The organism is Parvimonas sp. oral taxon 393 str. F0440 (genome assembly GCA_000223315.2).
Lineage (GTDB): Bacteria > Bacillota > Clostridia > Tissierellales > Peptoniphilaceae > Parvimonas.
Genome location: AFUS01000005.1, coordinates 121,943 through 146,730, shown reverse-complemented (window position 1 = coordinate 146,730; position 24,788 = coordinate 121,943). Strand labels below are relative to the sequence as shown.

The following is a 24,788-nucleotide window of genomic DNA, read 5'->3' as shown; positions in this document are numbered from 1 at the left end:
TATAGATGAATTTAAAAAAATATTAAATTAGAATTATATAAATACTTGCAAAAGAGCAATCTGTATGGTATAATACTACTGTTAAATATGAGTTTGTAAAAGGAGGTATGAAAATGTCAAAAAGATGTGCAATTTGCGATAAAACAAAATTATTTGGAAATAAAGTAACTTTCTCAAATAGAAAAAGCAGTAGATCATGGGGAGCAAACATCAGAAAAGTTAGAGTTGTTGTTGACGGTTCTGTAAAGAGAATTAATGTTTGTACTACATGTTTGAAGAGTGGTTTTGTTGAAAGACCTTCATTTACTTCAGCTGAATAATTATTTATAAAATTTTTAGGAAGATATTTATCTTCCTATTTTTTTGTATTATTTTACTAAAAGATTTTATATGAGAAATTTAATATAATATATATAACTTATTATTACATTTAAATAATATTGTTTTAAATAAACAAACTCAAAAATATTAATAAAAATATTTGACTAATTGCAAAAAATATTTTATACTTATATGAGGTAAATTATTAAGTTTGAGGTAGTGATTTTATAAAAATAGCAGTTATTGGTGCAGGTGCATCTGGCATTATGAGTGCCATTTTTTCAAAAAATGAGAATAACGATGTATTCTTATTTGATGGAAATGAAAAAATTGGGAAAAAAATTTATATTTCTGGAAAAGGAAGATGTAATATTACAAATTCAAAAGAAATTTATGAATTTTTTGATGAAATAAATAGAAATAAAAACTTTTTATATAGCAGTTTATATTCATATACTAATGAAGATATACTAAAATTTTTTGACGAATATGGGTTAAAGACAAAAGTTGAACGTGGAGGAAGAGTTTTTCCTCTTTCAGATAAATCAAGTGATGTTATAAAAGCATTAGAAAAAGCACTAAATGTTAAAGGTGTTAAGATTATTTTAAATACTGAAATAGAAGACGTTAAACTTATTGGTGATAAATTTCAATTAGTTTGCAATAAAGATTATGGTCTTTTTGATAAAGTTGTATTTGCGACAGGAGGAAAATCATATCCTTTTACAGGTTCAAGAGGGAAAGGACATGAGATTTTAAAAAATTAGGGCATACAATTACAGATTTAAAAGCCGGTCTTGTAGGAATTGATGTAAAAGAGAATATTAGAAAATATTCAGGAGTAAGTTTAAAATTTGTAGATTTCAAGATTAATAATACTAATAGAAAATTGATACATTCTGAGTTTGGAGAAATGCTTTTTACACATACAGGTTTTAGTGGACCAATTGTTTTAAAATCAAGTAAGTATTTTGATAATTCAAAAGATTATATAGTTTCTATTGATTTAAAACCAAAACTTGATCAACATACCTTAGATCTTAGATTATTAAGAGAATTTGATCAAAATAAAAATAAAAATTTAAAAAATGTACTTTTAAATGTATTAATTGGCTCAATGGTTGAACTTGTTTTAGAAAAATCCGAAGTTAATGGTGAAATTCAAGTTAATCAATTAAGTAAAGAAGATAGAAAAAAACTGGTTGAAACAATTAAAAATTTAGAGTTTAATTTTAAGAGCTTAAGACCGCTAAGTGAAGCTATTATTACTATTGGGGGAGTTTCAGTAAAGGAAGTTAATGCTTCTACTATGGAAAGTAAGCTAATAAAAAATTTATATATTGTAGGGGAACTTTTAGATGTTGATGCTAATACTGGAGGATATAACTTAACCATTGCATTTTCAACCGGGCATTTAGCCGGAGTTTCTTGTATAGAAGGAGAGTAATTATGGATTATATTATAGCGATAGATGGACCTTCAGGAGTTGGAAAGAGTACCATCGCAAAAAAACTTTCTAAGATTTTAAAGATTAATTATATAGATACTGGAGCAATGTATAGAGCAATTGCTTATAAACTAATTTCTAATAATATTCCTTTAGATAATCATGAAAAAATCAAAGAAATTCTTGAAAATACAGACTTTACTTACAAATCAAATTATCTTTATGTAGATGGTGTAAAATTAGGAAAAGAAATTAGAACTGATGAAATTTCAAAAGGGGCTTCTTTAGTTTCAAGTTATGATTATGTTAGAAATCATTTGGTAGCTATACAAAGAAAAATAGGAATGGAAGGTAGTTGTGTTCTTGATGGTAGGGATGTTGGAACTATAATATTTCCAAAGGCAGATTTTAAATTTTATTTGACAGCATCTTCAAAAGAGAGAGCAAAAAGAAGATTTTTGCAAAGTGAAAGAAAAAAAGGTCTTAATTTGGAACAAGTTAGAGAAAGTATCGAAAAAAGAGATTTTGATGATATGAATAGGGAAGCTTCTCCTTTAAAAAAGGCAAAGGATGCTATTGAAATAGATTCTACAGATAAGACACTTAAAGAAACAATTTTAGAATTTCTATCATATATTAGAGGAGAAAATAATGTATAAATTTTTACTTGCTATTGTTTCTGTTCTAATAAAAATAATTTATAGAGTAAGAGTAAATGGAATTGAAAATTTAAAAGATGATAAGCCGATTATAATAAGTGCGAATCATACTCATATTTTTGATCCTGTTATTCTAGCAACATTAACTAAGAAACAAATATTTTTTCTTTCGAAAAAAGAAATTTTTGAAAAAAAATTATCAGCAAAATTTTTTACTAAATTAGGAGTTATACCTATAGATAGAGAAAATACTGATTTAAAAGCTATAAAATCTTGTTTTAGAGTTATTAGATCAGGAAATATTTTAGGAATTTTTCCTGAAGGAACAAGAGTTAAAACTATTGATATAAAAAATATGAAAAAAGGGGTTGCCTTAATTGCTTTAAAAAATAAAGTAAATATTTTGCCAATTCATATTGAGGGAACATACAAAATTTTTTCTAAAATAACTGTTGATATTTATCCTATGATTGAAATTAGTAATTTTGAAAATATGGAGGATTCGGAGGCTATTGATAAATTAACGGAGGAATTATTCTATAAGATTTATCAAGGAAGATATGGAGATTTATGTAGCAAATAATGCGGGTTTTTGTTTTGGAGTTAAAAGGGCTGTAAAATTGGCTGAAAATACTTTAAATGAAAAACAAAATGATGAAAAAGTGTATTCCTATGGAGAATTAATTCACAATCCACAAGTTGTGGAAAGATTTGATAAAAAGGGGCTTAAGGTAATAGATGATTTTGAGAAAGAAACAAAAGGAACTATTGTTTTGCGTTCTCATGGAATACATCCAAGTATTAAGAAAAAAATGATAGAATATGGACATAAATGTATTGATTGTACTTGTCCTGTTCTGTTGAATATATATAGAAAAATTGAAAAAAAAGTTGAAAATGGATATGAAATTATAATTATCGGAGATAAAAATCATCCGGAAATTAAAGCTATGGTTGGGTATTGTGGTGAAAAATATTGTGTAATAAATACAAAAGAAGAAGCAGAAATGATAAAAAACAAAAAAATTTATATATTATTTCACAAACGACCAATTTAGTAGAGAAATTTTTTCAATTTTCTGATATAATAAAGGATAGGAATGAAAATGTTATAATTGAAAATACAATTTGTGATGCAACTTCAAAAAGACAAAATTCTTGCGAAGAAATTTCTAAAAAAGTAGATTGTATGATTGTTATTGGGGGATACAGTAGCTCAAATACAAATAAACTTTATGATGTAGCTAAAAAGCATTGTAAATATGTATATAGGATTGAAACATTTTTAGATTTACCATTGAAAGATATGGTAAAATATAAGAAAATAGGATTAACCGCCGGCGCTTCAACTCCGGATTGGTTAATAGAGGAGGTAGTTGAAGGTATGGAAATTTTAAGCAAGGATGAATTTATGGAACAAATAGAAGGGAGTATTAAGAAAATTTATCCAAGAGACGTAGTTAAAGGAACTATAATTTATGTTACTGAAACTGAAGTTATGGTAAATATCGGTTATAGAAGTGATGGGATTATTAAACTTGATGAGTTATCTTCTGACATTACTAAAAAACCTAAAGATTTATTTCATGAAGGACAAGAAATTGACGTTTATGTAATTAAACTTGATGACGGAGAAGGTAATGTAGTTTTATCAACTAGAAGAGTAGAATCACTGAAAGATTGGCAAAATCTTGTTGAAAAATTCAATAATAAAGAGTTGGTAGAAGCTGAAGTAGTAAAAGAAGTTAAAGGAGGCCTATTAGCTACTGTTGATGGTATTAATGCTTTTATTCCTGCAAGTCATATTACAACTAGCTTCGTAAAAGATTTTACACCATATATTGGTAAGAAATTAGAATGTGCAATAATAAATATTGATGAAAGAAAGAAAAAAGTTGTTCTTTCAAGAAGAGAAGTTGAAGAAAAAGAATTACAAGAAAAATTAGACTTGGCTTGGAGTAAATTATCAGTTGATGATGTTTTAACAGGAACTGTTAGAAAATTAACTGACTTTGGAGCATTCGTTAACTTAGGTGATGTTGACGGTTTAATTCATGTTTCAGATATTTCTTGGAATAGAATTAAAAAACCTTCTGATATTTTATCTGTTGGAGATGAAGTTGAAGTTGTTATTTTAAAACTTAATAGAGAAAGAAATAGAATTTCTTTAGGTTTAAAACAATTGACAAAGAAACCATTTGAATTATTCTTAGAAAATAATTCTGTTGGAGATGTTGTAACTGGAACAGTTATAAATCTTGTTGATTTTGGCGCGTTTGTTAAATTGAAAGAAAATGTTGAAGGTTTAGTTCATATTTCACAAATCTCTCATGATCATATTGAAAAAGCATCAGATGTATTAAATATTGGAGATGAAGTTGAAGTAAAAATCATCAACATTGATGAAGAAAATCAAAAAATATCTTTATCTATAAAAGAACTTCTTGAAAAGCCGGTTGTAGAAACTGTTGAAGAAGAACAACAAGAACAAGAAGCTGTTGTTGAAGAAGAACAAGAAGAAACAAAATTTGAAAATCAAGAATTAGATAACTCAATTGGTGCTTTACTTGATATCGAATTATAAAAATTTGAATATTAATTTTCAATAGCTGTCGAAAAATCGACAGCTATTTTTAATGAAAAAATTTTTTGTATTTCCTATTGGATGATAAGCATTGTGGATTGAAAAAATATATATTAAGGTATATAATCTAATTGGAGTGATTATTATGAATATAAAATTTTTAAATAAAAGTTCTGAAGAACGTCGAAATATGATTTTAAGTGAAAATGTTATGAAAACAATTTTTATTTTGACTATCCCTATATTTATGATGGGAGTAGTGCAATCTTTAATTCCAATTACAGACGGATTATTTTTAAATAATAAAGCTGGTTATGTTATTGCAGGAGCAATTGGTTTTTCACAGTCTGTAATAAATATATTAAATGCTTTTTCACAAGGATTAAGTGTTGCTGCTTCGGCAATAATAGGGCAAATGTATGGAAAAGGAGATATTGAGAAAACTAAACAAGCATCAGTCCAAATTTTAGTTTTATCTTTTGTGATAGGACTATTACTTTCACCTTTATGTATTATTTTATCGTATGTAATATCAAGAGGAGTTAATGTGGAACTTTCTGCACATGTTTTTCAATATTTGGGACTTTATTCTTTTGTTTTACCTTTTTATTTATGGCATCTATTTTTAATTCTATAAAAAATGGAACTGGACATCCTGAAGCTCCATTTTTACGTATGATAATTTTATTAGTTTTTAAGATAATTTTTAATACTGTCTTTTTATCAATTTTGAATTTGGGAGTTTTTGGAGCAGTTTCTGCATCTTTTATGTCTTACTTTTTAATTGGTATTTGGATGTATTATGATTTATTTATAAAAAAGTCGGATATGCAACTTTCTATGAAAAATTTTAAATTTGATTTAAATTTTATTAAAAAGACGATGAATTTAGCTATTCCAAGTGTTTTATCATATATTTTAGTTTATATAGGATTCTTTTTAATTAATAAAGAAGTTGTAAAATATGGATCTATTGCACTTAATGCTTCTACAATTGCATCAAATATAAATTCAATATATTTCGTATTACCAACAAGTGTAGGAACTACAGTTACTACAATGATAAGTATGAATATAGGAAATGGAAATTCAAAGAATGCAAAAAAAATATTTTATTATGGTATTTTATTTTCTTTAATAATTGTTTTTGCAATAATTATTATTTTTACACCTTTAAATCCTTATATTGTAGAATTATTCCAAAAAAATCCGGAAATTACTACTATAACTAATAAGGCATTAACAATTTATATGTATTCAGTAATAGGTTTTGGGATATTTACAGTTGAACAAGGAGTTTTTATTGGTCTTGGACGAACAAAAATGCCATTATTAACTGGAATAATGAGAGTTTGGTTACTAAGATATGTTTTTATTATTTTTACTGAAAAGTATTTAGGAGTATATTCTATTTTTTGGGGAAACTTATTTTCAAACTGTATGGCAGCATTTATATTTTTCTTTTTGTTATGAAAGTAAAATGGGAATCTGCAATTAAAGATATATAAAAATCTTGATTTTTTTGTTAAAATTTGATATAGTAATCTATATACTTATGTATAAATTAGGAGGTATTTTATGGAATTTAATAATGAATTAGGTAAAGTTTCTATTAATCCAACTGTGATTAAAACAATCGTAGCTAATGTGTTAAGAGAAAGTTATGGGGTTAGCGGATTGGCTAATGTTTCTCCTAAAGATGGAATTTATCAACTTTTAGGTTGGGATAATTTAGGTAAGGGTGTTAATGTTGTAATTAAAGAAAATAATATTTTTATAGATTTACATATTGTTATTCAATACGGAATAAAAATATCAACAGTTTGTGAAAATATAATAGAAAATGTAAAATATAATGTTGAAAATTTGACAGGACTAACAGTTAAAAAAGTTAATGTTAATGTACATGGAATTAAATTAGAAGATAATTAGGAGGAATTTATGATAAATAGTGAACAGTTACAAATGACATTTGTAAGAGCTCGTAATTATCTTGAATCAAATAAAGAGATAGTTAATAGCTTAAATGTATTTCCGGTTCCAGATGGAGATACAGGTACTAATATGTCTTTGACTATGAAATCAGCAATAAAAAATTTAGAAAATTCAAAAATTAATACTTGTGCTGATGTTACAAAAGCAATTAGTGATGGAGCATTGATGGGTGCAAGAGGAAATTCAGGAGTAATCTTATCTCAAATTTTGAGAGGCTTTTATTTAGGAAGCAAAGAAAGTGTTACCCTTGATGTAGAAACAATTAAAGATTGTTTTGTAAATGCGTATAAAGTAGCATATAAATCAGTTATTAAACCTACTGAAGGAACAATTCTTACTGTTATAAGAGAAATGGGAGAATTTGCTGAAGCTAATTATACAAATTATGACGATCAAATTGAATTTTGCAGAGAAATTTTAAAAGAGGGTTTTAGAAGTTTAGAAAAAACTCCTGAAATACTACCTATTTTAAAAGAGGCAGAAGTAGTTGATGCTGGTGGTCGTGGATTAATGTATCTTTTAGAAGGCGCTTTAGGTGATGAAATTGTTGAAATTAAAAATAATTATGAATTCAATAAGCCTGCAAGAATTGAACATTTAGCTGCTCAACAAGATGAAGATATAAAATTTGGATATTGTACTGAATTTATGGTTACTAGTGATTCAGAAGAATATGAAATTTTAAGAGATAAACTAGCAAGTATTGGAGATTCTTTAATTGTTGTTAAAGGTGATAATATTATAAAAGTTCATGTTCACACAAATCATCCCGGTCAAGCTATTGAATGGGCTTTAGAATTTGGACCTTTACATGACTTAAAAATTGATAATATGAGAAGACAACATAATCATTTACATCATACTGATAAGGAAGTTGCAGAAGCTAAACATTCTGAAGAAGTTAAAGAACATAAAAAATATGGATTTATTTCTATTTCAACTGGAGAAGGAATTGATGAAATATTTAAGAGTATGGGTGTAGATGAAATTATTACAGGTGGACAAACTATGAATCCTTCAACTGAAGATATTTTAAATGCAGTTGAAAAGATTAATGCTGATGATATTTTTGTTTCCCAAATAATAGTAATATAATACTTGTTTCTGAACAAGCTGCAAAAATCTCTACAAAAAGACTTCATGTGATAAAGACAAAACAAATCCCTCAAGCATTTAGTTCATTATTTAATTTTGATGAATCTTTATCTGTTGAAGAAAATATTGAACTTATGACTGAAGCAATTTCAAATGTAAAAGTAGGACAAATTACTTATGCTCTTAGAGATACTGAAATTGAAGGTGTTAGGATTGAAAAAGATGATTTCATGGGATTGAATGAAAATAAAATTACAATTTCTGAAAAGAAAATAGAAGATACTTTTGAAAAACTTATTGATCAACTTGTTGATGAAGATTCTTCTATAGTAAGTATTTATTATGGGGAAGATGTAAAAGAAGAAGATGCTAATAAATTAGCAAAAATTGTTGAAGAAAAATATGAAGATGTTGAAGTTGAATTGGTATATGGTGGTCAGCCATTGTATTATTATTTAATTTCAGTTGAATAAAGAAAAGTCCGTAAGGACTTTTTTTGTAAGGATAATTATGGAATTAAAAGATATTAAAGGTATAGGAGAGAAAAAATTATCTCTTTTAAATAAACTTGGAATTTTTACAGTAAATAATTTATTAGAGTATTATCCATATTCTTATATTGATACTACAAGATTTAAAAAAATTTCTGAAATTACAGATGAAGGAAGTTACTCATTTAGATTAAAAATTATTTCTTTAATGGAAAATAGAAAGAAAAGAAATATTAGAGTTACAAAATTTTTAGCAATGGATGAAGAAATGAATTATTGCACAATTGTATATTTTAATAATATTTTTATTTCAAAAAATTTAAAGATTAATAATGTATATGAAATGTATGGTAGAGTAAAGTTGTTTGGAAAAAATGTGGAAATTCAAGCTCCTACAATGCAAAATAAAACGAATGTTGTTGGAAGTATAATTCCTCAATATCATCTGTGTAAAGGAATTTCTAACTTAGACATTGTAAAGATTATAAAAAATTTATTAAATAGTAATTCTTTTTTTGAAGAAAAGTTACCGAATAATATTTTAAAAGAATTGAAATTGGAAAGTTATGATACTGCAATTAGAAATATTCATTTTCCAAAAGATAATGAAAGTTTTATTAGAGCAAAAAGAAGACTTTCATTTGATGAGATTTTTTACTTTCAACTCTCTATGAAAAAATTAAAGAGAAATAATGAGGATGCTATTAAATTTGAGATAAAAGATGAAACATTTGGTTTTATAAAATCATTGAGTTTTAAATTGACAAATTCACAAAATAAAGTTTTAGATGATATTTTTAAAGATATGACTAGCGATAAGCAAATGAATAGATTAGTTCAAGGAGATGTAGGTTGTGGAAAAACAATTATATCTTTTATTGCTGTGTTTAATGTTATAAAAAATGGATTTCAATCAGTTTTAATGGCTCCGACTGAAATTTTAGCTAGACAGCATTATGAAAGTGCCAAAAAACTTTTTTCAAAATATAATATAAAAGTTGAGTTGTTAGTTGGAAGTTTAAAAGAATCGGAAAAGAAAGTTATTAGAGAAAAGATTGAAAATGGAGCAGTTGATATTATAATTGGTACACATGCTGTTTTTCAAGAAAAAGTTGTTTACAAGAATTTAGGTTTTGTTATTACGGATGAACAACATAGATTTGGTGTTAAACAAAGACTTTTACTTTCTAAAAAATCAAAAAATCCGGATATATTAGTAATGAGTGCAACTCCTATACCTAGGACTGTCGGTCTTGTTATGTTCTGTGATTTGGATATTTCTACTATTGATGAATTGCCTAGTGGTAGAGGAAAGGTAAATACTTATTTTGTGGATGAAAATTATGAAGAAAGATATATGAATTTTATAAAAAACATATATCAGAAGGACGTCAGGCATATATTGTTTGTCCACTTGTCGATGAGAGCGATACATTGGAATTACAGTCAGTTATAAATTTATATGAACGTCTAAAAGAAAGATATTTTCAAGACGTTGAAATTGAGTTTATACATGGGAAGATAAAACCCGTTGACAAAGATAGGATAATGAAAAATTTTGAAAACCGAAAAATAAAAGTTCTAGTTGCAACTACTGTAATAGAAGTTGGAATTAATGTTCCTAATTCAAATATAATGGTAATTTACAATGCAGAAAGATTTGGTCTTAGTCAATTACATCAACTAAGAGGAAGAATAGGAAGAGGAAATTATGAAAGTTTTTGCATTTTAGTTAGTAATAATAAAAGTACAAATGTAAAAAAGAGAATGGATATAATGTGTTCATCAAATGATGGTTTTTATATTTCTGAACAAGATTTTTTACTAAGAGGATATGGCGATATACTTGGATATCGTCAATCAGGAGAAGCTAGATTTAAAATTTTAAATATTCAAAAAGATTATGAGCTTTTAAAATTAGCTATAAAATATGTTGATAAGCTTTTGAAATATGATTTTAATTTTGAAAAAGAAGAAAATCAAGTTGTAAAAAGAAATGTTGACGAGTTTATCCAAAATATAAGTGAAAATATAATTATGAATTAAGATAAACATTGCTGTTTGTCTTTTTTTATATAATTTACAGTAATGATTATTGAATTCGTTTCATTAATGTGGTATAATGAAAATAATATACGGAGGTGGTTATTATGAGTAAAAAAATTAAACTTTTTAATTTTAAAGTCTTATTAACAACATTTTCTCTTTTGCTTTTTAGTATGAATTCTATTAGAATTAGTGCTATTGAGGAAAATCTAGTTTTTCAAAATCAAATTGCTGAATTTAATGATGTCGATATAATATATTCTGCTACTATCAGATATAGTTTATATATTAAGAATCCGGTAGATAAATTTTGAAAAACCGAATACAGAAATGGAATTTCCTATAGCGGATATTTGTATTTTATAAAAATAATAAATAAAAGAGGAAAGAAATATGCTCTTTATAAGGGAAAACTTTATGGTAGAGTTGCACCAACTTTTAGGAGAAAATTATGGAGATGTAAAAAATGATGAAAAGATTTTTTAAAATTTTAATTTTTAATTTTTGCTTTTTAATTCTTTTTTCTTCTTGTAAAAGTTCTAATATTAGTATAGAAAAGTTTAGAAATAAAGTATTTTTAGCAAATGACAATGGACGTATTGTATTTCATATGGATAAAGTTAATATAAAATATCCTGACTATTGTTGGAACAAAAATTCAGGTGTTATAGTTGATAAGAATGGAGAAGTTTTTAAAAAGCCAAACAGAGAAGAAGCATTCTTTGAAGCCTTTAACCTAAAAATAGAAGTAAGGAACGGGAAAAAATATATAAATTCTGATAGTAAGTTTTATCCAAATTATAGATTTGAAATCAAAGATGAATTTACGATTTTAGATACACTTTTGGGGATAGAATATGTTGATAATTTGAATAAATATGGAATAGAGAGTGATGACAACGAATATATAAATGCTTATAAAGAAGCTAAGGATTTAGTTAATCAATATAAAAATACAGTTAAAGGTATGGAGAATAATAAAGATGAACTTTCTCCAAAAGTTAAAGATGAAATAGAGCGAGAAATGAAAAAAGATAAAAAATAAAATATTTTATTGATAAAAAATAAGATAAGATTGGAATTATATTTCAATCTTTTTTATATTACTTAAATGCAAAATTTAATTTTAATATATTTTTTGAAGTTTATATATTTATAAATATATTTTAAATATTGAAAAATTTTCGAAAAAATGATACACTTATTGTGTATAAAATTAAAGGAGAAAGACTATCTTATGGATTTAAATTTAAAAAGAGTAGTTATTAAACTAAGTGGAGAAGCTTTATCAGGTGGAATCGGACATGGACTTGATGATGAAACAATTGAAAAAATTTGTAAATCAGTTAAAGATGTATATGATTTAGGTATTCAAATTTGTATTGTAGTTGGTGGTGGTAATTTTTGGAGAGGTCGTTCAAGTGAAAAGATAGAACGTTCAACTTCTGACCATATGGGTATGCTTGCAACTATAATAAATTCCTTAAGATTACAAGCTACACTTGAAAATATGGGTATTCCAACGAGAGTTCAAACTGCAATTAATGTTCATGAAGTTGCAGAACCTTTTATAAAGAGAAAGGCTGAACGTCATCTTGAAAAAGGTCGAATAGTTATTTTTGGAGCAGGTACTGGTATGCCATATTTTTCAACAGATACAACAGCAGCTTTAAGAGCCGCCGAAATGCATGCAGATGTAATTTTACTTGGAAAAACGGGTACAGATGGTATTTATGATAAAGATCCTAATAAGTTTAAGGACGCCAAGAAATTTGAAGAGTTATCTTATATAGAAATTTTAAATAGAGGATTAGGTATAATGGATGCTACTGCTACTTCTCTTTGTATGGATAATGATATTCCACTTATTGTATTTGGAATTGATAATCCTGAAAATTTAGTTGCAGTTGCAAGAGGAGAAAAAGTAGGAACAATTGTAAGGGGGAAATAAAATGTATAAAGAGATAATTAAAGAATTAGAAAGAAAAATGACAAAATCAATAGAATCTTATGAAACAGAATTAACAACAGTAAGAGCTGGTAGAGCAAATCCAGCTATATTAGATCAATTTTCTGTTAATTATTATGGAACTGATACACCAATTAAACAAGTTGCATCAATTTCTGTTCCGGAAGCAAGATTATTAGTTATTCAACCATGGGATGCTTCTTTGATAACTCCAATAGAAAAAGTTCTTTTAGCATCAAATCTAGGCATAACTCCATCAAATGATGGAAAAGTAATAAGATTACCTTTCCCTGCATTAACTGAAGATAGAAGAAAAGAGTTAGTTAAAGTTGTTAAGGGATATGCTGAAAATGCAAAAATTGCTATTAGAAATTTAAGACGTGATGGAATTGATAAATTGAAAAAAATGGAAAAAGATAAAGAAATCAGTGAAGATGAATTAAGACAAGCTGAGGAAGAAGTTCAAAAAGTTACGGATAAATTTGTTAAAGAAGTTGAAGAAATTACAAAATCAAAAGAAAAAGAATTAATGGAAATTTAATGAAAGATATAGATTTTACAAATATACCTAAACATATTGGTATAATTATGGATGGTAATGGAAGATGGGCAAAAAATAGATTTTTGCCCAGAATTGCCGGACATAAAGAGGGAATGAATAGAGTTGTTGATATTGTTGAGGAGTGCTGTAAAATAGGGGTTAAAACTCTAACTTTATATGCTTTTTCGACTGAAAATTGGAAAAGACCTGAAGAAGAAGTAAATGGTCTCATGAATATTTTAGTCTTTTATATAAATTCTCAATTAAAAAGAATTCTAGATAATAATATAATTTTTAGGGTTATAGGAGATTATAGTAAATTACCAAGTTCTATAGTTAAACTACTCGATAACAGTATAAATGTATCAAAAAATAATACTGGAATGGTATTAAATATCGCATTGAATTATGGTGGAAGAGCTGAAATTATTTCTTCAATAAAAAATTTATATAATGATATCTCACAAGGGAAATTTTCAATAGATGATTTAAATGAAGAAAGTTTTAAAAAGTATTTATATACAAAAGAAAATTCAGAAGTTGATTTAATTATAAGAACAGGAAATGAAAAAAGGATAAGTAATTTCTTAATTTACCAATTAGCATACTCAGAATTTTATTTTACTGATGTATTGTGGCCGGAATTTTATGCTGATGATTTGTATGATGCAATATATGACTTTCAAAATAGAAATAGAAGGTTTGGGGGAATTTAATGAATAGTTTTATCAATAGAACTATAAGTGGGGCTTTGATGTTAATAATATCTTTTATTTGCATCTATTTTAAAGGCTATGCACTTGTGGGTTACACTATGGCTATTGCAGTTTTATGTTTAATTGAATTGTTTAGAACTTTTAAATTAAATAATATATTTTTGATATGTCATAGTATGTTGTTTTCTATGGCTATGTTATATTCTATAGGAACTTCAAATAAAGATTTAGTATTAACTTTTTTTGCATTATATTTTCTTGTTGTTTCCATATATTATTTATTTTTTAATAAAATTAATATTGAAAATTTAGGAAAATTATTGTTTTCTTTTATTTATATTACAGTACCTATGGGAGTTTTTTTAAGATTGGGAGAAACTAATCTTTTATGGGTTGTGTTTTTTATTTCTTGGGGAACTGATACATTTGCTTATCTATTTGGTATGATTTTTGGAAAACACAAATTATATCCAAGTATAAGTCCAAAAAAGACTGTTGAAGGATCTTTAGGAGGAATTTTTGGATCATTAATATTATTAAATTTATTTAATTTTTATATTTTGAAGTTTAATATTGTTTTTATAATATTTTCTGGGATTGTACTTTCCATTGTAGCTCAATTAGGAGATCTATTTGCTTCTAAAATAAAGAGAGAAATAGGAATAAAAGATTTTAGTAATATTATAAAAGGACATGGCGGATTTTTAGATAGATTTGACAGTATAATTTTTGTAACTCCTTTAGTGTATATTCTTTTTTATATATTTGGAGGTAGTATTTAATGATTATAAAAGTAATAGTAGCACTTTTAGTATTTATGGTTGTAGTCGTAGTACACGAGTTTGGTCATTTTATTTTTGCTAAAAGGGCTAAAATTAAAGTAAATGAATTTTCTGTTGGGATGGGACCTAAACTTTTTGGAAAACAAAGAGGAGAGACATTATATTCTATCAGAGCCTTACCATTAGGAGGATTTTGTGCTATGGAAGGCGAGGATGAAGAAGATGGAGAAGAAGAACTTGATTTTTCAAAAAGAGGACATTTTAACGGTGCAACGATAGGAGGAAGAATTTTAACTATTTTTGCAGGACCACTATTTAATTTTATTTTAGCATTTGTTATTCTTTTTGCATTGTTTGGCATTAGAGGACATCAAACGACAACAATAGAAAGTATTAAGGAAAATTCTATTGCTCAAAAGTATGGAATACAAGCAGGAGATAAAATTGTAAATATCGGAGAAAATAAAATAGATTCTTGGAAAGATATTCAAACAAGTTTATCTAAATTGGAAAAACAGGAAACTATTATAAAAGTAATAAGAAATGGACAGGAAAAGGAAATTGAAGTAAAATTTGAAAATTCTAAAGAAAAAGTTTTAGGTATTACTTCAAAATTGGAAAGAAATTTATTAGTTTCAGTAAAGGAAAGTTTGAACACATTTTTTTACTTCATAGGCTCAATGTTTGATATCTTAAGACAATTATTTACTGGAAAAGTTGGCGTAGGTCAATTATCTGGACCTATAGGAGTTGTTGGGGCAATAAGTAGTGCAGCAAGTAACGGATTGTATTCGTTATTATACATTACAGCGTTTTTAAGTGTGAATTTAGGTTTCATAAATTTATTACCTATACCTGCTTTAGATGGAGGAAGATTGATTTTCTTGTTCATAGAGTTAATTATAGGTAGACCTGTTTCAAGATCTAAAGAGGGACTTATTCATACTATAGGATTTATATTTTTAATGGGTCTTATTTTATTTGTTTCATTTAAAGATGTAATAAGACTTGGATTTTTTGGAGTAAATTAATGGAAAGAAAAATAACAAAGAAAATTTATGTGGGGAACGTACCTGTTGGAGGGGGTTCTCCTATTTCTATACAATCAATGACTAATACAATTACTAAAGATGTTGTATCTACTGTAAATCAAATTAATGAATTTGCAAAAGATGGTTGTAATATTAGTCGTTCAGCAGTAAATGATTTAGATGATGCCTTAGCAATAAAGAAAATAAAAGCTTTGACTACAATACCTTTTATTGCTGATATACAATATGATTATAAACTTGCAATATTAGCTGCAGAAAATGGCGCAGATTGTTTAAGAATTAACCCTGGAAATATTGGTGGAAGAAAAAAAGTTAAAGAAGTTGTGGAATGTTGTAAGTATCATAATATACCAATTAGAGTTGGAGTAAACTCCGGATCTGTTAATCAAAAATTTATTGATAAATTTAATGGAGTTAATAAAGAGTCTATAGTTTATAGTGCTTTAGACCAAGTAGAATTTTTGGAATCATTGAATTTTGACCAAATTAAAATTTCAATAAAATCAAGTAATGTCCCTATATGTGTTGAATCATATGAACTTTTAAGCAGTTTATGTGATTATCCATTACATTTGGGAATTACTGAGGCAGGTCCAAGTTTTAGAGGAACGATAAAATCTTCTGTAGGAATTGGTATCATTTTATCTAAAGGAATTGGTGATACTATTAGAGTTTCTTTAACAGGTAATCCTGTAGAGGAAGTTAAAGTTGGAAAGGAAATTTTACGTTCTTTAGGACTTTTAAAAGATGGTATAGACTTAATTTCATGTCCAACTTGTTCAAGAACCAAAATAGATTTAATTAATATTGTTGAACAAGCTGAAAAAGAGTTAAAGCATATAAATAAAAATCTAAAGATTGCAATAATGGGATGTCCTGTTAATGGTCCCGGAGAAGCAAAAGAGGCTGATTTAGGGATAGCTGGAGGAAATGGGAAAGGACTTATTTTCAAAAAGGGGCAAATCATAAAGAAAGTAGAAGAAAAAGATTTACTTAAAGAGCTTATTAATGAAATAAATAAATTGGAGGAATAATATGTATAGGAGTTTAAAAAGTTTTATTTTCACAACGAAAAAATTATAGCTTGTCAGATGATTTTATAATTGATGAGTTTGTTTTTGGTGATGAAAAAATAGATTTTAGATTGCTTACAAACTCCGAAAATGTTGGGATAGAAGAACTTGTTGTTTTAGATAAAGAACTTCACGAGATTTTTAATGGAAGAGAAGTAAAATTTTCAGTTCAAACTTTTTCAAAAAATGATTGTCCATATAAATACTTTTATTATTTAAACTATGATGAATTTGTAAGTGAAGTTCAAAAATTATTAAAAAATCACGGATTTTCATTAACTAATAATGATAGAATAAATTTTTTAGAAGATTATATTGAAATATATATTTCAAATTCTTTATGCAGATTTAAACTTCTTTCAAATTCTTTTTTAAATGATGTAAAAGAATTTGTTTCTGGAAAATTTAGTGAAGATATTGAAATACTTATTCTTAATACTTTATTTCCTAGAGAAGAAAAATGTTCTGAAAAGCTTGAAAACAAATTAGAAAACAAAAGAAAAGAAATTCAAAAAGAAAATGATAATAAAGTTGAAAAATCAAGAATTATCAAAGAACCATCGGATGAAAATACGATTTTCAAAATTGGTAAAAAGATTTCAGATAAAGATATACTATTAAAGATTTCAGATTTAGATCAAAATTCAGGTTTTTCTAAAATTCAAGGTAGAGTATATGATTTAGAGATAAGAGAATTAAAAAATGGCAAAAAATTAGCATTATTTGATATTGAAGATGAAACATCTGCAATGAGTTGTAAATTGTTTTTGGATGATAAAAAATTACAAATTTTTAATGAGAAAATTAACTCTAAATCTATTGCAAATGGAATTTATATAACAGCGGTAGGAAGGGTTGAATATGACCAATATGCAAAAGGAATTTCCATGATGATAGATGGTATGGAAGAAACTCCTCGTTATGTATTTGTCGATAATGCTTCAGAAAAAAGAGTTGAATTACATTTGAATTCGCAGATGAGTGGTCTTGATGGATGTGTTAATTTGGAAGTATTAAAGTCAAGATTACAAGAAATGGGACATACTGCTGTTGGTGTAACTGATATAGGCGTTGTTCAAGCTTATCCTCAGATGATGGATTTATTTGGAAAAGGAGATATAAAGGCATTATATGGTCTGGAATTAAATTTATTAGAAGATAATCCTAGAATTTTATATAATTATAAAAAGGGGTTAATTTTGATACTTTTGTAGTATTTGATATTGAAACAACAGGTCTTTCACATTTGAAAAATAATATTACAGAAATTGGTGCTGTTCGTGTTGAAAATGGAAAAGTAGTTGAATATTTTAATGAATTAATAAATCCGGAGCAAGAGATAACTCAAGAGATTACTGAGATTACAGGGATTACTAATGAGATGGTAGCAGATAAGCCGTTGATTAGTGAGATTATGCCTAAGTTTTTAGAATTTTCTAAAGATGCAGTTTTTGTTGCACATAATGCGGAATTTGATATTTCTTTTATAAAAACAAATTGTAAGAGATTAAATCTTGAATTTAATCCAACTTTTATAGACACAATGGGTTTTGCAAGGTCAGTATTACCACATTTAAAAAATCATAAACTTAATACATTATGTAAGGAATTAGGAGTAAAATTATTAAATCATCACAGAGCAAGTTTTGATGCTGAGGCTTGTTCAGGAATTCTTTTGGAACTTATAAAGATTATTGAAAAAGAAGGTAAGGTTTTTGATGAAAATATAAATACATTAGAAACTAAATGGCCTGTTGCAAAAAATATTTCTTATAATTCAATAATATATGTAAAGAAAATGGAAGCATTAAGTGGATTTTATAAAATGGTTTCCGAAGGATTGATGAAATATTTTAGAAGAGTTGCAGGTTTTCCAAAGTCGAGATTAAAAGAGTATAGAGAAGGTCTTTTAATCGGTTCAGGAAATTGGGATGGAGAACTTTTCAGAGCTTTTATAGAAGAAAAAAGCGAAGAGGAAATTTTAGAAATTGCAAAATTTTATGATTTTTTTGAAATTCAACCTTTATCTAATTTAAAGCATCTATTTTTTAGAGGTAAAGTTTTAAATTTTGATAATTTAAAAGAGATAAATAAAAAAATTTATGAAATTGGCAAAAAATTAGGAAAGTTAGTAGTTGCAACTGGAAATGTAAAATATCTGGATAAAAATGATTATATTTTTAGAAATGTTATTTTATATGGTCAAGGTAGAAAAAACCTTGAAAAAGAAGGTTCTTTTTATTATAGAACTACAAATGAGATGCTTGAAGAGTTTTCATATCTTGGAAAAGAAGAAGCTTATGAAGTTGTAGTAAAAAATACTAATATTTTTAAAGACATGCTTGATGACATTTTGCCTATTCCAAATGGGACATTTCCACCTTTTATTGAAGGTGCTGATGAAGAGTTAAGAAAAATATGTTATGATAAAGCTAAATCTATATATGGAGAGCATTTACCTAAAATAGTTGAAGATAGACTTGAAAGAGAATTAGGTTCTATTATAAAAAATGGATATGCAGTTTTATATATAATTGCACAAAAATTAGTTTGGCGTTCAAATGATGATGGATATTTGGTAGGTTCAAGAGGATCAGTAGGGTCTTCTTTTGCAGCTACTATGGCTGGAATAACAGAGGTAAATCCACTTATTCCACATTATATTTGTCCGAAATGTAAACATTCAGAGTTTCATGAAGAATATAGTGGACAATCTGGAGTTGATATGCCTGATAAAGAATGTCCTGAATGTAAAATTAATATGATTAAAGATGGACATGATATTCCTTTTGAAGTTTTCTTAGGATTTGATGGAGATAAAGAACCTGATATTGACTTAAATTTCGCGGGAGAATATCAATCTACTTGTCATAAATATACAGAAGAATTATTTGGATCAGATAAAGTATATAGAGCCGGAACTATTGGTACTGTTTCTGACAAAACTGCTTTCGGTTATGTAAAAAAATATGTAGAAGAGAATGAATTATCACTTACAGCTGGGAATATCAGAAGATATGTTAGAAAGATAGTTGGAGTAAAGAGAACTAGTGGCCAACATCCCGGCGGTGTAATGATTGTACCACATAATAAAGAAATTTATGATTTTACACCTATACAATTTCCTGCAGATGATCCAACTTCTGAAACAAAAACAACACATTTTAGTTATAAATCTATAAGTGGTAGAATTTTAAAACTCGATTTACTTGGTCATGATGTTCCTACTATAATAAAACATTTGGGAGATTTAACAGGAGTAGATCCTTTAAATATTCCTATGGATGATAAGGAAACTTTGAATATATTTTATTCTACTGACAGTTTGAAATTTATTGACAACATCTCTAAAGATGGAGTTGGTACTCTTGGAATACCGGAATATGGGACAAACTTTGTAAGACAGATGTTACTCGATACTAGGCCAAAGACATTAACAGAATTAATAAGAATTTCTGGTTTATCACATGGAACAGATGTATGGCTTGGAAATGCACAGGAGCTTATAAAAAAAGGAATACCGTTAAAACAAACTATTTGTACAAGAGATGATATAATGACTTATTTAATATTTAATGGTCTTGATAATAAACGGTCATTTAAGATAATGGAAACAGTTAGAAAAGGAAAAAGTCTTGATGAGGAAACAGAGTCTTATATGAGAGAAAATAAAATACCTGAATGGTATATAGAATCCTGTAAAAAATAAAGTATCTTTTCCCAAAAGCACATGCTGTTGCATATGTAATGATGAGTTATAGAATTGCATATTTTAAAGTTCATTATCCTGAAGCTTTTTATGCAACTTATTTTACAACTAAAATAGATAATTATCCTGGTAATTTAATTTTTAAAGGGCTTACAGCGATTCAAACTAAAATGAAAGAGATAAAGGAATTAGGGAAATTAGCATCACAAAAAGAACAGGATGTATATGATATTCTTGAAGTTGCTGAAGAAATGTATTTAAGAGGCATTGTTGCTAGTAAGGTAGATTTAGAAAGGTCTGATGCATCAAGATTTTTACTTGATGGAAAAGGAAAAATCTTACCTCCTTTTAGAGCTTTGGACTTTGTAAGTGATGTTAACTCAACATCAATATATGAAGAAGTTAGAAAATTACCATTTATATCTATTGAAGATTTTCAAGAGAGAACAAAAATTAATAAAAATGCTTTAGAATCTTTAAAAGAACATGGAGTTTTAAATAACTTACAGCAAACAAATCAAGTAAGTTTATTTGATTTAATGTAATATTTGAACTGTGGATGTATATTCACAGTTTTTTTTATTTATTTATATAGGTATTGTAAAAATATCTACAAATTAGTTTGTATGTAGATAAACCTAAAAATATTTATTAAAAAGACTTGAAAAGTTAATACATTTATAGTATAATATTACTGTTATTTTTGAGGAGGTGAAAAAAATGGCAAATATTAAATCAGCACTTAAGAGAATTGATGTTACAAAAAAACAAACTCTTAAAAATAAAAGTAGAAAATCTGAAATTAAAACTTATATTAAAAAATTCGAATTAGCTGTAGAAGAAAATAATTTAGAAATAGCTAATGAATTACTAAGAAAAATTGATAAGAGACTTAAACAAGCTACAACAAACAGCGTATTTCATAAAAATGCTGCTGCGAAAAAAGTTAGCAAATTAAGTAAAAAATTACATGATGCTTCAACACAAGCATAATATAGTGTGTATGGATCCAACACATTATATTTGCTCCGTGTGGAGCTTTTTTTTTTACAATTTAATAATAATATGATATAATTAAAACAAAGTCACAAACTAATATTATGTCTTTTAATTGTATTGTATAGTTGTATTTAAGGAGAGTTATTAAATTGAAAATTTTACATTTAATTAGTCAGTATCCATCAAAGACTGGGAGTGGTATATATTTAACAGAAGTATATAAAAATTTTAAGTCTATGAATTATATTCAAAAAGTTGTTTGTGCAATGAATTCAGATGATGTTATTGATGTAAATTTTAATGATGTTGAAATAATAAAATTTAAAAGTGACGAATTACCTTTTCCAGTAGTTGGTATGAGTGATGTAATGCCATATGAGTCTTTTCTATTCTCTGATTTAGTGGGAGAAAAATTAGAGAAATATATTGAAGTTTTTAAAAATAAAATAATAAAAATTGTTGAGGAATTTAATCCTGATATCATTTTTACAAATCATTTATACATAATGACATCTATTGTAGCAAGTCTTAATTTGAACTGTAAAATTTTTGCTTTTTGTCATGGAACAGATTTAAGACAACTTTATAAAAATGATATTCATAAAGACTTTATAATAGCTAATATTCCAAAACTTGATGGTATTTTTGCCTTATCGGAAAAACAAAAGTATGAAATAGAAAAAGTCTTTAATTTTAATAAAGATAAAGTTTATGTTATTGGTGGTGGATATGATACTGATTTCTACTATGATGATAAAGAAAAAATATATGATAGAAATTCTAAAATAAAGCTAATATATGCAGGAAAATTTAGCAGAGCTAAGGGAGTTATATATCTACTTAAAGCTTTTGAAAAAATAAAAGATAAATATAATGTAGAATTAATTTTAGCAGGAAACGGAACAGGAGAAGAATGTAAAGAAATAATTGAGTTTTCAAAAAAATTATCTGATAAAGTTAAATTATATGGTTATATGAGCAAGAAAGAAATATCTGATTTGTTTAGATCATGTGATATTTTTATAATGCCGTCTTTTTATGAAGGACTTTCACTTGTTACGATAGAAGCAATTGCATGCGGATTAAAAGTTGTTATGAATGAACTTGAAAATTTTATTGATTTTGTTGGGGAAGATATAGTAAAGTCTAAAAATATTGAGTTTGTAAAAATGCCTAAATTGTTTGATACAGATAAAGTAGCTGATAGTGAGGTAGATGACTATATTCAAAGACTGAGTATAGGTTTAGAAAATCAGATAATTAACTTATATGATAATAATTTTGAAAGAGATTTTTCTAGTAAAATTATTCAATTTAGTTGGGAAAATATAACTAATAACATAAAAAACATTGTTATATAGAAAAAACTTATTAATAAACTGAATTGATAAGAAAAAACTATTTTACATATTTTAGAATGTATGGTATTATCTTATTGACTAAAATTTAGGAGGTAAATTGATGAAAAATTATCAAAAATGTTACTTTTATCATTAGTAACAGCAACAACTTTAGTTGGTTGTGGAGCAAAGTCTGAAAATAAACCAGCTGAAAAGCAAACTGAAAAGAAAGATGATAAAAAAGCATCTGATTTAATGAAAGGTGAAACAGTTTTAGAAGAACAAAAGAAAGGTGCTACTGTAATAGATGTTAGAGTTGCTGAACAATATAATGAAGGACATATTAAAGATGCTATAAATATTCCATTAGAAACTATTGAAAAAGATATTGAAGCTAAAGTTCCTAAAAAAGATGCAAAAATTATTGTTTATTGTAACACTGCAAACAGAAGTTCACAAGCTTTTGAAAAATTAAAAAAATTAGGATACACTAATGTAAGTAATGCACAAGGTGTAAAACAATATAAATATGATCTTGTAAAATAAGACAATAAGACAATTTTAAAGGCGATGATTATTCATCGCTTTTTTGTTGAAAAATAAAAAATAATTTAATGAATTAAGTTAAGATGAAGTGTTAGATATATTTATTTTAATAAAAAAATTTTTGAAAAAATATGTATGTACTTTAATTATTTAAAATAAACTATATGTGAAATATATACTAAACTCATAAATTTTACGATAAATTATAGAAAATTACTTTCAAATATGGTACAATATAAGTCGAGGTGAAATTATGGCAAAACAAATTTCTGTTGTAATTGTTGCAGCTGGTTCCTCAAATAGGATGGGATTAAGGACAAATAAAATATTTTTAGATTTATGTGGACAATCTGTTATTGAGAGAACTATTAATGCTTTTGTTGATATACCTGAAATTTATGAGATTGTTTTAGTGACAAAAAAAGAATTTTTTAATTATTTTAATAATATTATAAAAAGTGTTTCTTTAAATATTAAATTAGTTGAAGGAGGCTCTTCAAGAGAAGAGTCTACTTTTAATGGATTACAAGAAGTATCAAATGATTCAAATTTTGTTATCTGTCATGATGGAGCTAGACCGCTTATAAGTAAGAAAACTATTTTAAATGTTATAAATGAATTGAGTAATTATAAAGCTGTTATCACCGGTGTAAAAGCTAAGGATACTGTGAAGATTATTTCCTCTGATTTAGAAGTGGTTTCTACTCCTGATAGGCGTTCATTATATAATATTCAAACTCCTCAAGCTTTTGAAAAGAATATAATTTTAGAGGGATATAAGAAATTTTTTGAAGAAAATGGTTTTGTTACTGATGATGCTTCTATAGTTGAAAAATTAAATGTAAGAATAAAACTTGTTGAAGGTGAATATTCAAATATAAAAATAACAACAATAGAAGATATTAATTATGCAAGAATATTATTAGAAAGAGGCATTTAATATGAGAATTGGACTTGGATTTGATGTTCATGAGTTAGTTGTTGGTAGAGATTTGATAATTGGTGGAGTTAAAATAGAGCATTCTAAAGGTCTTTTAGGACATAGTGATGCAGATGTTTTAGTTCATGCAATAAATGATGCTATAATTGGAGCATTATGTTTAGGTGATATTGGAAAATTATTTCCTGATAATGACCCTAAATATAAAGATATAAGCTCTCTAATAATGACTAAAGAAGTTGTTAGGCTTATGAAAGAAAAGGGATATAAAATTGGAAATGTTGATAGTGTTATATGTGCTCAAAAACCTAAACTTTCAGGTTATATTTTAGAAATGAGAAAAAATATAGCTAAAGTTTTAGAAACTGATATTGAAAATATAAGTGTCAAAGCAACTACAACTGAACATCTGGGTTTTGAAGGTAGAGAGGAAGGAATTTCATCTCATGCAGTTGTGTTACTTGAAAAATTTAAGGAGGTAAA

The 24,788-nt window shown here is 26.5% G+C and carries 25 protein-coding genes and 3 pseudogenes; all 28 read left to right on the top strand.

The genetic code is table 11. The features are described from left to right. The first annotated feature begins 113 nt into the window (after positions 1 to 113). Complete coding sequence (gene rpmB, locus HMPREF9127_RS05130; RefSeq protein ID WP_009448982.1) at positions 114 to 320, top strand: 50S ribosomal protein L28; 207 nt, start codon at positions 114 to 116, stop codon at positions 318 to 320. A gap of 267 nt (positions 321 to 587) precedes the next feature. Continuing rightward, a pseudogene (locus tag HMPREF9127_RS09775) lies at positions 588 to 1,768 on the top strand (BaiN/RdsA family NAD(P)/FAD-dependent oxidoreductase). Positions 1,769 to 1,770: 2 nt separating this feature from the next. Further along, positions 1,771 to 2,427: a (d)CMP kinase gene (gene cmk, locus HMPREF9127_RS05120; RefSeq protein WP_009449003.1), complete on the top strand. Its 657-nt coding sequence runs from the start codon at positions 1,771 to 1,773 to the stop codon at positions 2,425 to 2,427. Then, the gene (locus HMPREF9127_RS05115) at positions 2,420 to 3,010 is read left to right on the top strand and encodes a lysophospholipid acyltransferase family protein (RefSeq protein ID WP_009449118.1); all 591 of its coding nucleotides are present in this window, start codon (positions 2,420 to 2,422) and stop codon (positions 3,008 to 3,010) included. Before cmk ends, HMPREF9127_RS05115 begins: the two co-directional genes overlap by 8 nt. After that, positions 2,988 to 3,485, top strand: coding sequence for a LytB-like protein (locus HMPREF9127_RS09235; RefSeq protein WP_009448811.1), 498 nt, complete (start codon positions 2,988 to 2,990; stop codon positions 3,483 to 3,485). The genes HMPREF9127_RS05115 and HMPREF9127_RS09235 overlap by 23 nt, the downstream gene beginning before the upstream one ends. Beyond that, positions 3,404 to 5,011, top strand: coding sequence for a 30S ribosomal protein S1 (gene rpsA, locus HMPREF9127_RS05105; RefSeq protein ID WP_255261720.1), 1,608 nt, complete (start codon positions 3,404 to 3,406; stop codon positions 5,009 to 5,011). The genes HMPREF9127_RS09235 and rpsA overlap by 82 nt, the downstream gene beginning before the upstream one ends. Before the next feature lie 145 nt (positions 5,012 to 5,156). Further along, positions 5,157 to 5,648, top strand: coding sequence for an MATE family efflux transporter (locus HMPREF9127_RS09230; protein WP_009448750.1), 492 nt, complete (start codon positions 5,157 to 5,159; stop codon positions 5,646 to 5,648). Then, positions 5,624 to 6,484: an MATE family efflux transporter gene (locus tag HMPREF9127_RS09225; protein ID WP_009448851.1), complete on the top strand. Its 861-nt coding sequence runs from the start codon at positions 5,624 to 5,626 to the stop codon at positions 6,482 to 6,484. The genes HMPREF9127_RS09230 and HMPREF9127_RS09225 overlap by 25 nt, the downstream gene beginning before the upstream one ends. Positions 6,485 to 6,589: 105 nt before the next feature. Further along, positions 6,590 to 6,943 (top strand): Asp23/Gls24 family envelope stress response protein, encoded by a 354-nt coding sequence (locus HMPREF9127_RS05095; protein ID WP_009448525.1) that lies wholly within the window; start codon positions 6,590 to 6,592, stop codon positions 6,941 to 6,943. Positions 6,944 to 6,952: 9 nt separating this feature from the next. Continuing rightward, positions 6,953 to 8,574, top strand: a pseudogene (locus tag HMPREF9127_RS05090) (DAK2 domain-containing protein). 37 nt (positions 8,575 to 8,611) lie between these two features. Beyond that, on the top strand, positions 8,612 to 10,048 hold the full coding sequence (locus HMPREF9127_RS05085; protein ID WP_009448880.1) for an ATP-dependent DNA helicase RecG: 1,437 nt from the start codon (positions 8,612 to 8,614) through the stop codon (positions 10,046 to 10,048). Next, a complete protein-coding gene (locus tag HMPREF9127_RS09220; RefSeq protein WP_482198255.1) occupies positions 9,946 to 10,638 on the top strand; it encodes a helicase-related protein in 693 nt (230 codons plus the stop codon). The genes HMPREF9127_RS05085 and HMPREF9127_RS09220 overlap by 103 nt, the downstream gene beginning before the upstream one ends. A gap of 104 nt (positions 10,639 to 10,742) precedes the next feature. Continuing rightward, entirely contained in the window at positions 10,743 to 10,952 is a 210-nt protein-coding gene (locus HMPREF9127_RS05080) for a hypothetical protein (RefSeq protein ID WP_009449061.1), read from the top strand. 152 nt (positions 10,953 to 11,104) lie between these two features. Then, the gene (locus tag HMPREF9127_RS05075; protein ID WP_009448634.1) at positions 11,105 to 11,683 is read left to right on the top strand and encodes a hypothetical protein; all 579 of its coding nucleotides are present in this window, start codon (positions 11,105 to 11,107) and stop codon (positions 11,681 to 11,683) included. A 192-nt stretch (positions 11,684 to 11,875) separates the two neighbouring features. After that, complete coding sequence (gene pyrH / locus HMPREF9127_RS05070) at positions 11,876 to 12,589, top strand: UMP kinase (protein WP_009448659.1); 714 nt, start codon at positions 11,876 to 11,878, stop codon at positions 12,587 to 12,589. Position 12,590: 1 nt separating this feature from the next. After that, complete coding sequence (gene frr / locus HMPREF9127_RS05065; protein ID WP_009448725.1) at positions 12,591 to 13,148, top strand: ribosome recycling factor; 558 nt, start codon at positions 12,591 to 12,593, stop codon at positions 13,146 to 13,148. Further along, a complete protein-coding gene (locus tag HMPREF9127_RS05060) occupies positions 13,148 to 13,864 on the top strand; it encodes an undecaprenyl pyrophosphate synthase (protein ID WP_009448559.1) in 717 nt (238 codons plus the stop codon). The genes frr and HMPREF9127_RS05060 overlap by 1 nt, the downstream gene beginning before the upstream one ends. After that, complete coding sequence (locus HMPREF9127_RS05055) at positions 13,864 to 14,646, top strand: phosphatidate cytidylyltransferase (protein WP_009448641.1); 783 nt, start codon at positions 13,864 to 13,866, stop codon at positions 14,644 to 14,646. Before HMPREF9127_RS05060 ends, HMPREF9127_RS05055 begins: the two co-directional genes overlap by 1 nt. After that, the gene (gene rseP, locus HMPREF9127_RS05050; RefSeq protein ID WP_009448709.1) at positions 14,646 to 15,677 is read left to right on the top strand and encodes an RIP metalloprotease RseP; all 1,032 of its coding nucleotides are present in this window, start codon (positions 14,646 to 14,648) and stop codon (positions 15,675 to 15,677) included. The genes HMPREF9127_RS05055 and rseP overlap by 1 nt, the downstream gene beginning before the upstream one ends. Beyond that, positions 15,677 to 16,732 carry a flavodoxin-dependent (E)-4-hydroxy-3-methylbut-2-enyl-diphosphate synthase gene (gene ispG, locus HMPREF9127_RS05045; protein ID WP_009448721.1) on the top strand — a complete coding sequence of 352 codons (1,056 nt, stop codon included), beginning with the start codon at positions 15,677 to 15,679 and terminating at the stop codon, positions 16,730 to 16,732. Before rseP ends, ispG begins: the two co-directional genes overlap by 1 nt. Positions 16,733 to 16,782: 50 nt before the next feature. Continuing rightward, positions 16,783 to 17,985, top strand: coding sequence for a PHP domain-containing protein (locus HMPREF9127_RS05040; RefSeq protein ID WP_009448886.1), 1,203 nt, complete (start codon positions 16,783 to 16,785; stop codon positions 17,983 to 17,985). A gap of 32 nt (positions 17,986 to 18,017) precedes the next feature. Further along, positions 18,018 to 20,480 carry a PolC-type DNA polymerase III gene (locus tag HMPREF9127_RS05035; protein WP_009448951.1) on the top strand — a complete coding sequence of 821 codons (2,463 nt, stop codon included), beginning with the start codon at positions 18,018 to 18,020 and terminating at the stop codon, positions 20,478 to 20,480. A 38-nt stretch (positions 20,481 to 20,518) separates the two neighbouring features. Then, positions 20,519 to 21,025 carry a helix-hairpin-helix domain-containing protein gene (locus HMPREF9127_RS09215; RefSeq protein WP_009449010.1) on the top strand — a complete coding sequence of 169 codons (507 nt, stop codon included), beginning with the start codon at positions 20,519 to 20,521 and terminating at the stop codon, positions 21,023 to 21,025. A gap of 175 nt (positions 21,026 to 21,200) precedes the next feature. After that, on the top strand, positions 21,201 to 21,473 hold the full coding sequence (gene rpsT, locus HMPREF9127_RS05030) for a 30S ribosomal protein S20 (RefSeq protein WP_009448813.1): 273 nt from the start codon (positions 21,201 to 21,203) through the stop codon (positions 21,471 to 21,473). A 155-nt stretch (positions 21,474 to 21,628) separates the two neighbouring features. Then, positions 21,629 to 22,840 (top strand): glycosyltransferase family 4 protein, encoded by a 1,212-nt coding sequence (locus HMPREF9127_RS05025; RefSeq protein ID WP_009448871.1) that lies wholly within the window; start codon positions 21,629 to 21,631, stop codon positions 22,838 to 22,840. Between the two features lie 117 nt (positions 22,841 to 22,957). Next, on the top strand, positions 22,958 to 23,365 hold the full coding sequence (locus HMPREF9127_RS05020; protein ID WP_009448921.1) for a rhodanese-like domain-containing protein: 408 nt from the start codon (positions 22,958 to 22,960) through the stop codon (positions 23,363 to 23,365). Between the two features lie 253 nt (positions 23,366 to 23,618). Next, positions 23,619 to 24,305, top strand: a complete 687-nt coding sequence (ispD, locus tag HMPREF9127_RS05015) for a 2-C-methyl-D-erythritol 4-phosphate cytidylyltransferase (protein ID WP_009448657.1) — start codon at positions 23,619 to 23,621, stop codon at positions 24,303 to 24,305. A 1-nt stretch (position 24,306) separates the two neighbouring features. Beyond that, positions 24,307 to 24,774 (top strand): annotated as a pseudogene (gene ispF, locus HMPREF9127_RS08070) (2-C-methyl-D-erythritol 2,4-cyclodiphosphate synthase); the annotation flags it as partial. Positions 24,775 to 24,788 lie beyond the last annotated feature (14 nt).

Coding starts and splice junctions, on each gene's coding strand:
- ispD (WP_009448657.1), top strand. CDS start 23,619: ATGGCAAAACAAATTTCTGTTGTAATTGTTGCAGCTGGTTCCTCAAAT.
- rpsT (WP_009448813.1), top strand. CDS start 21,201: ATGGCAAATATTAAATCAGCACTTAAGAGAATTGATGTTACAAAAAAA.
- HMPREF9127_RS05080 (WP_009449061.1), top strand. CDS start 10,743: ATGAGTAAAAAAATTAAACTTTTTAATTTTAAAGTCTTATTAACAACA.
- HMPREF9127_RS05085 (WP_009448880.1), top strand. CDS start 8,612: ATGGAATTAAAAGATATTAAAGGTATAGGAGAGAAAAAATTATCTCTT.
- HMPREF9127_RS05055 (WP_009448641.1), top strand. CDS start 13,864: ATGAATAGTTTTATCAATAGAACTATAAGTGGGGCTTTGATGTTAATA.
- HMPREF9127_RS09215 (WP_009449010.1), top strand. CDS start 20,519: ATGATGAGTTATAGAATTGCATATTTTAAAGTTCATTATCCTGAAGCT.
- HMPREF9127_RS05060 (WP_009448559.1), top strand. CDS start 13,148: ATGAAAGATATAGATTTTACAAATATACCTAAACATATTGGTATAATT.
- ispG (WP_009448721.1), top strand. CDS start 15,677: ATGGAAAGAAAAATAACAAAGAAAATTTATGTGGGGAACGTACCTGTT.
- rpmB (WP_009448982.1), top strand. CDS start 114: ATGTCAAAAAGATGTGCAATTTGCGATAAAACAAAATTATTTGGAAAT.
- frr (WP_009448725.1), top strand. CDS start 12,591: ATGTATAAAGAGATAATTAAAGAATTAGAAAGAAAAATGACAAAATCA.
- HMPREF9127_RS09225 (WP_009448851.1), top strand. CDS start 5,624: ATGGCATCTATTTTTAATTCTATAAAAAATGGAACTGGACATCCTGAA.
- HMPREF9127_RS09230 (WP_009448750.1), top strand. CDS start 5,157: ATGAATATAAAATTTTTAAATAAAAGTTCTGAAGAACGTCGAAATATG.
- rseP (WP_009448709.1), top strand. CDS start 14,646: ATGATTATAAAAGTAATAGTAGCACTTTTAGTATTTATGGTTGTAGTC.
- HMPREF9127_RS05115 (WP_009449118.1), top strand. CDS start 2,420: ATGTATAAATTTTTACTTGCTATTGTTTCTGTTCTAATAAAAATAATT.
- cmk (WP_009449003.1), top strand. CDS start 1,771: ATGGATTATATTATAGCGATAGATGGACCTTCAGGAGTTGGAAAGAGT.
- HMPREF9127_RS09235 (WP_009448811.1), top strand. CDS start 2,988: ATGGAGATTTATGTAGCAAATAATGCGGGTTTTTGTTTTGGAGTTAAA.
- pyrH (WP_009448659.1), top strand. CDS start 11,876: ATGGATTTAAATTTAAAAAGAGTAGTTATTAAACTAAGTGGAGAAGCT.
- HMPREF9127_RS05020 (WP_009448921.1), top strand. CDS start 22,958: ATGTTACTTTTATCATTAGTAACAGCAACAACTTTAGTTGGTTGTGGA.
- HMPREF9127_RS05075 (WP_009448634.1), top strand. CDS start 11,105: ATGATGAAAAGATTTTTTAAAATTTTAATTTTTAATTTTTGCTTTTTA.
- HMPREF9127_RS05095 (WP_009448525.1), top strand. CDS start 6,590: ATGGAATTTAATAATGAATTAGGTAAAGTTTCTATTAATCCAACTGTG.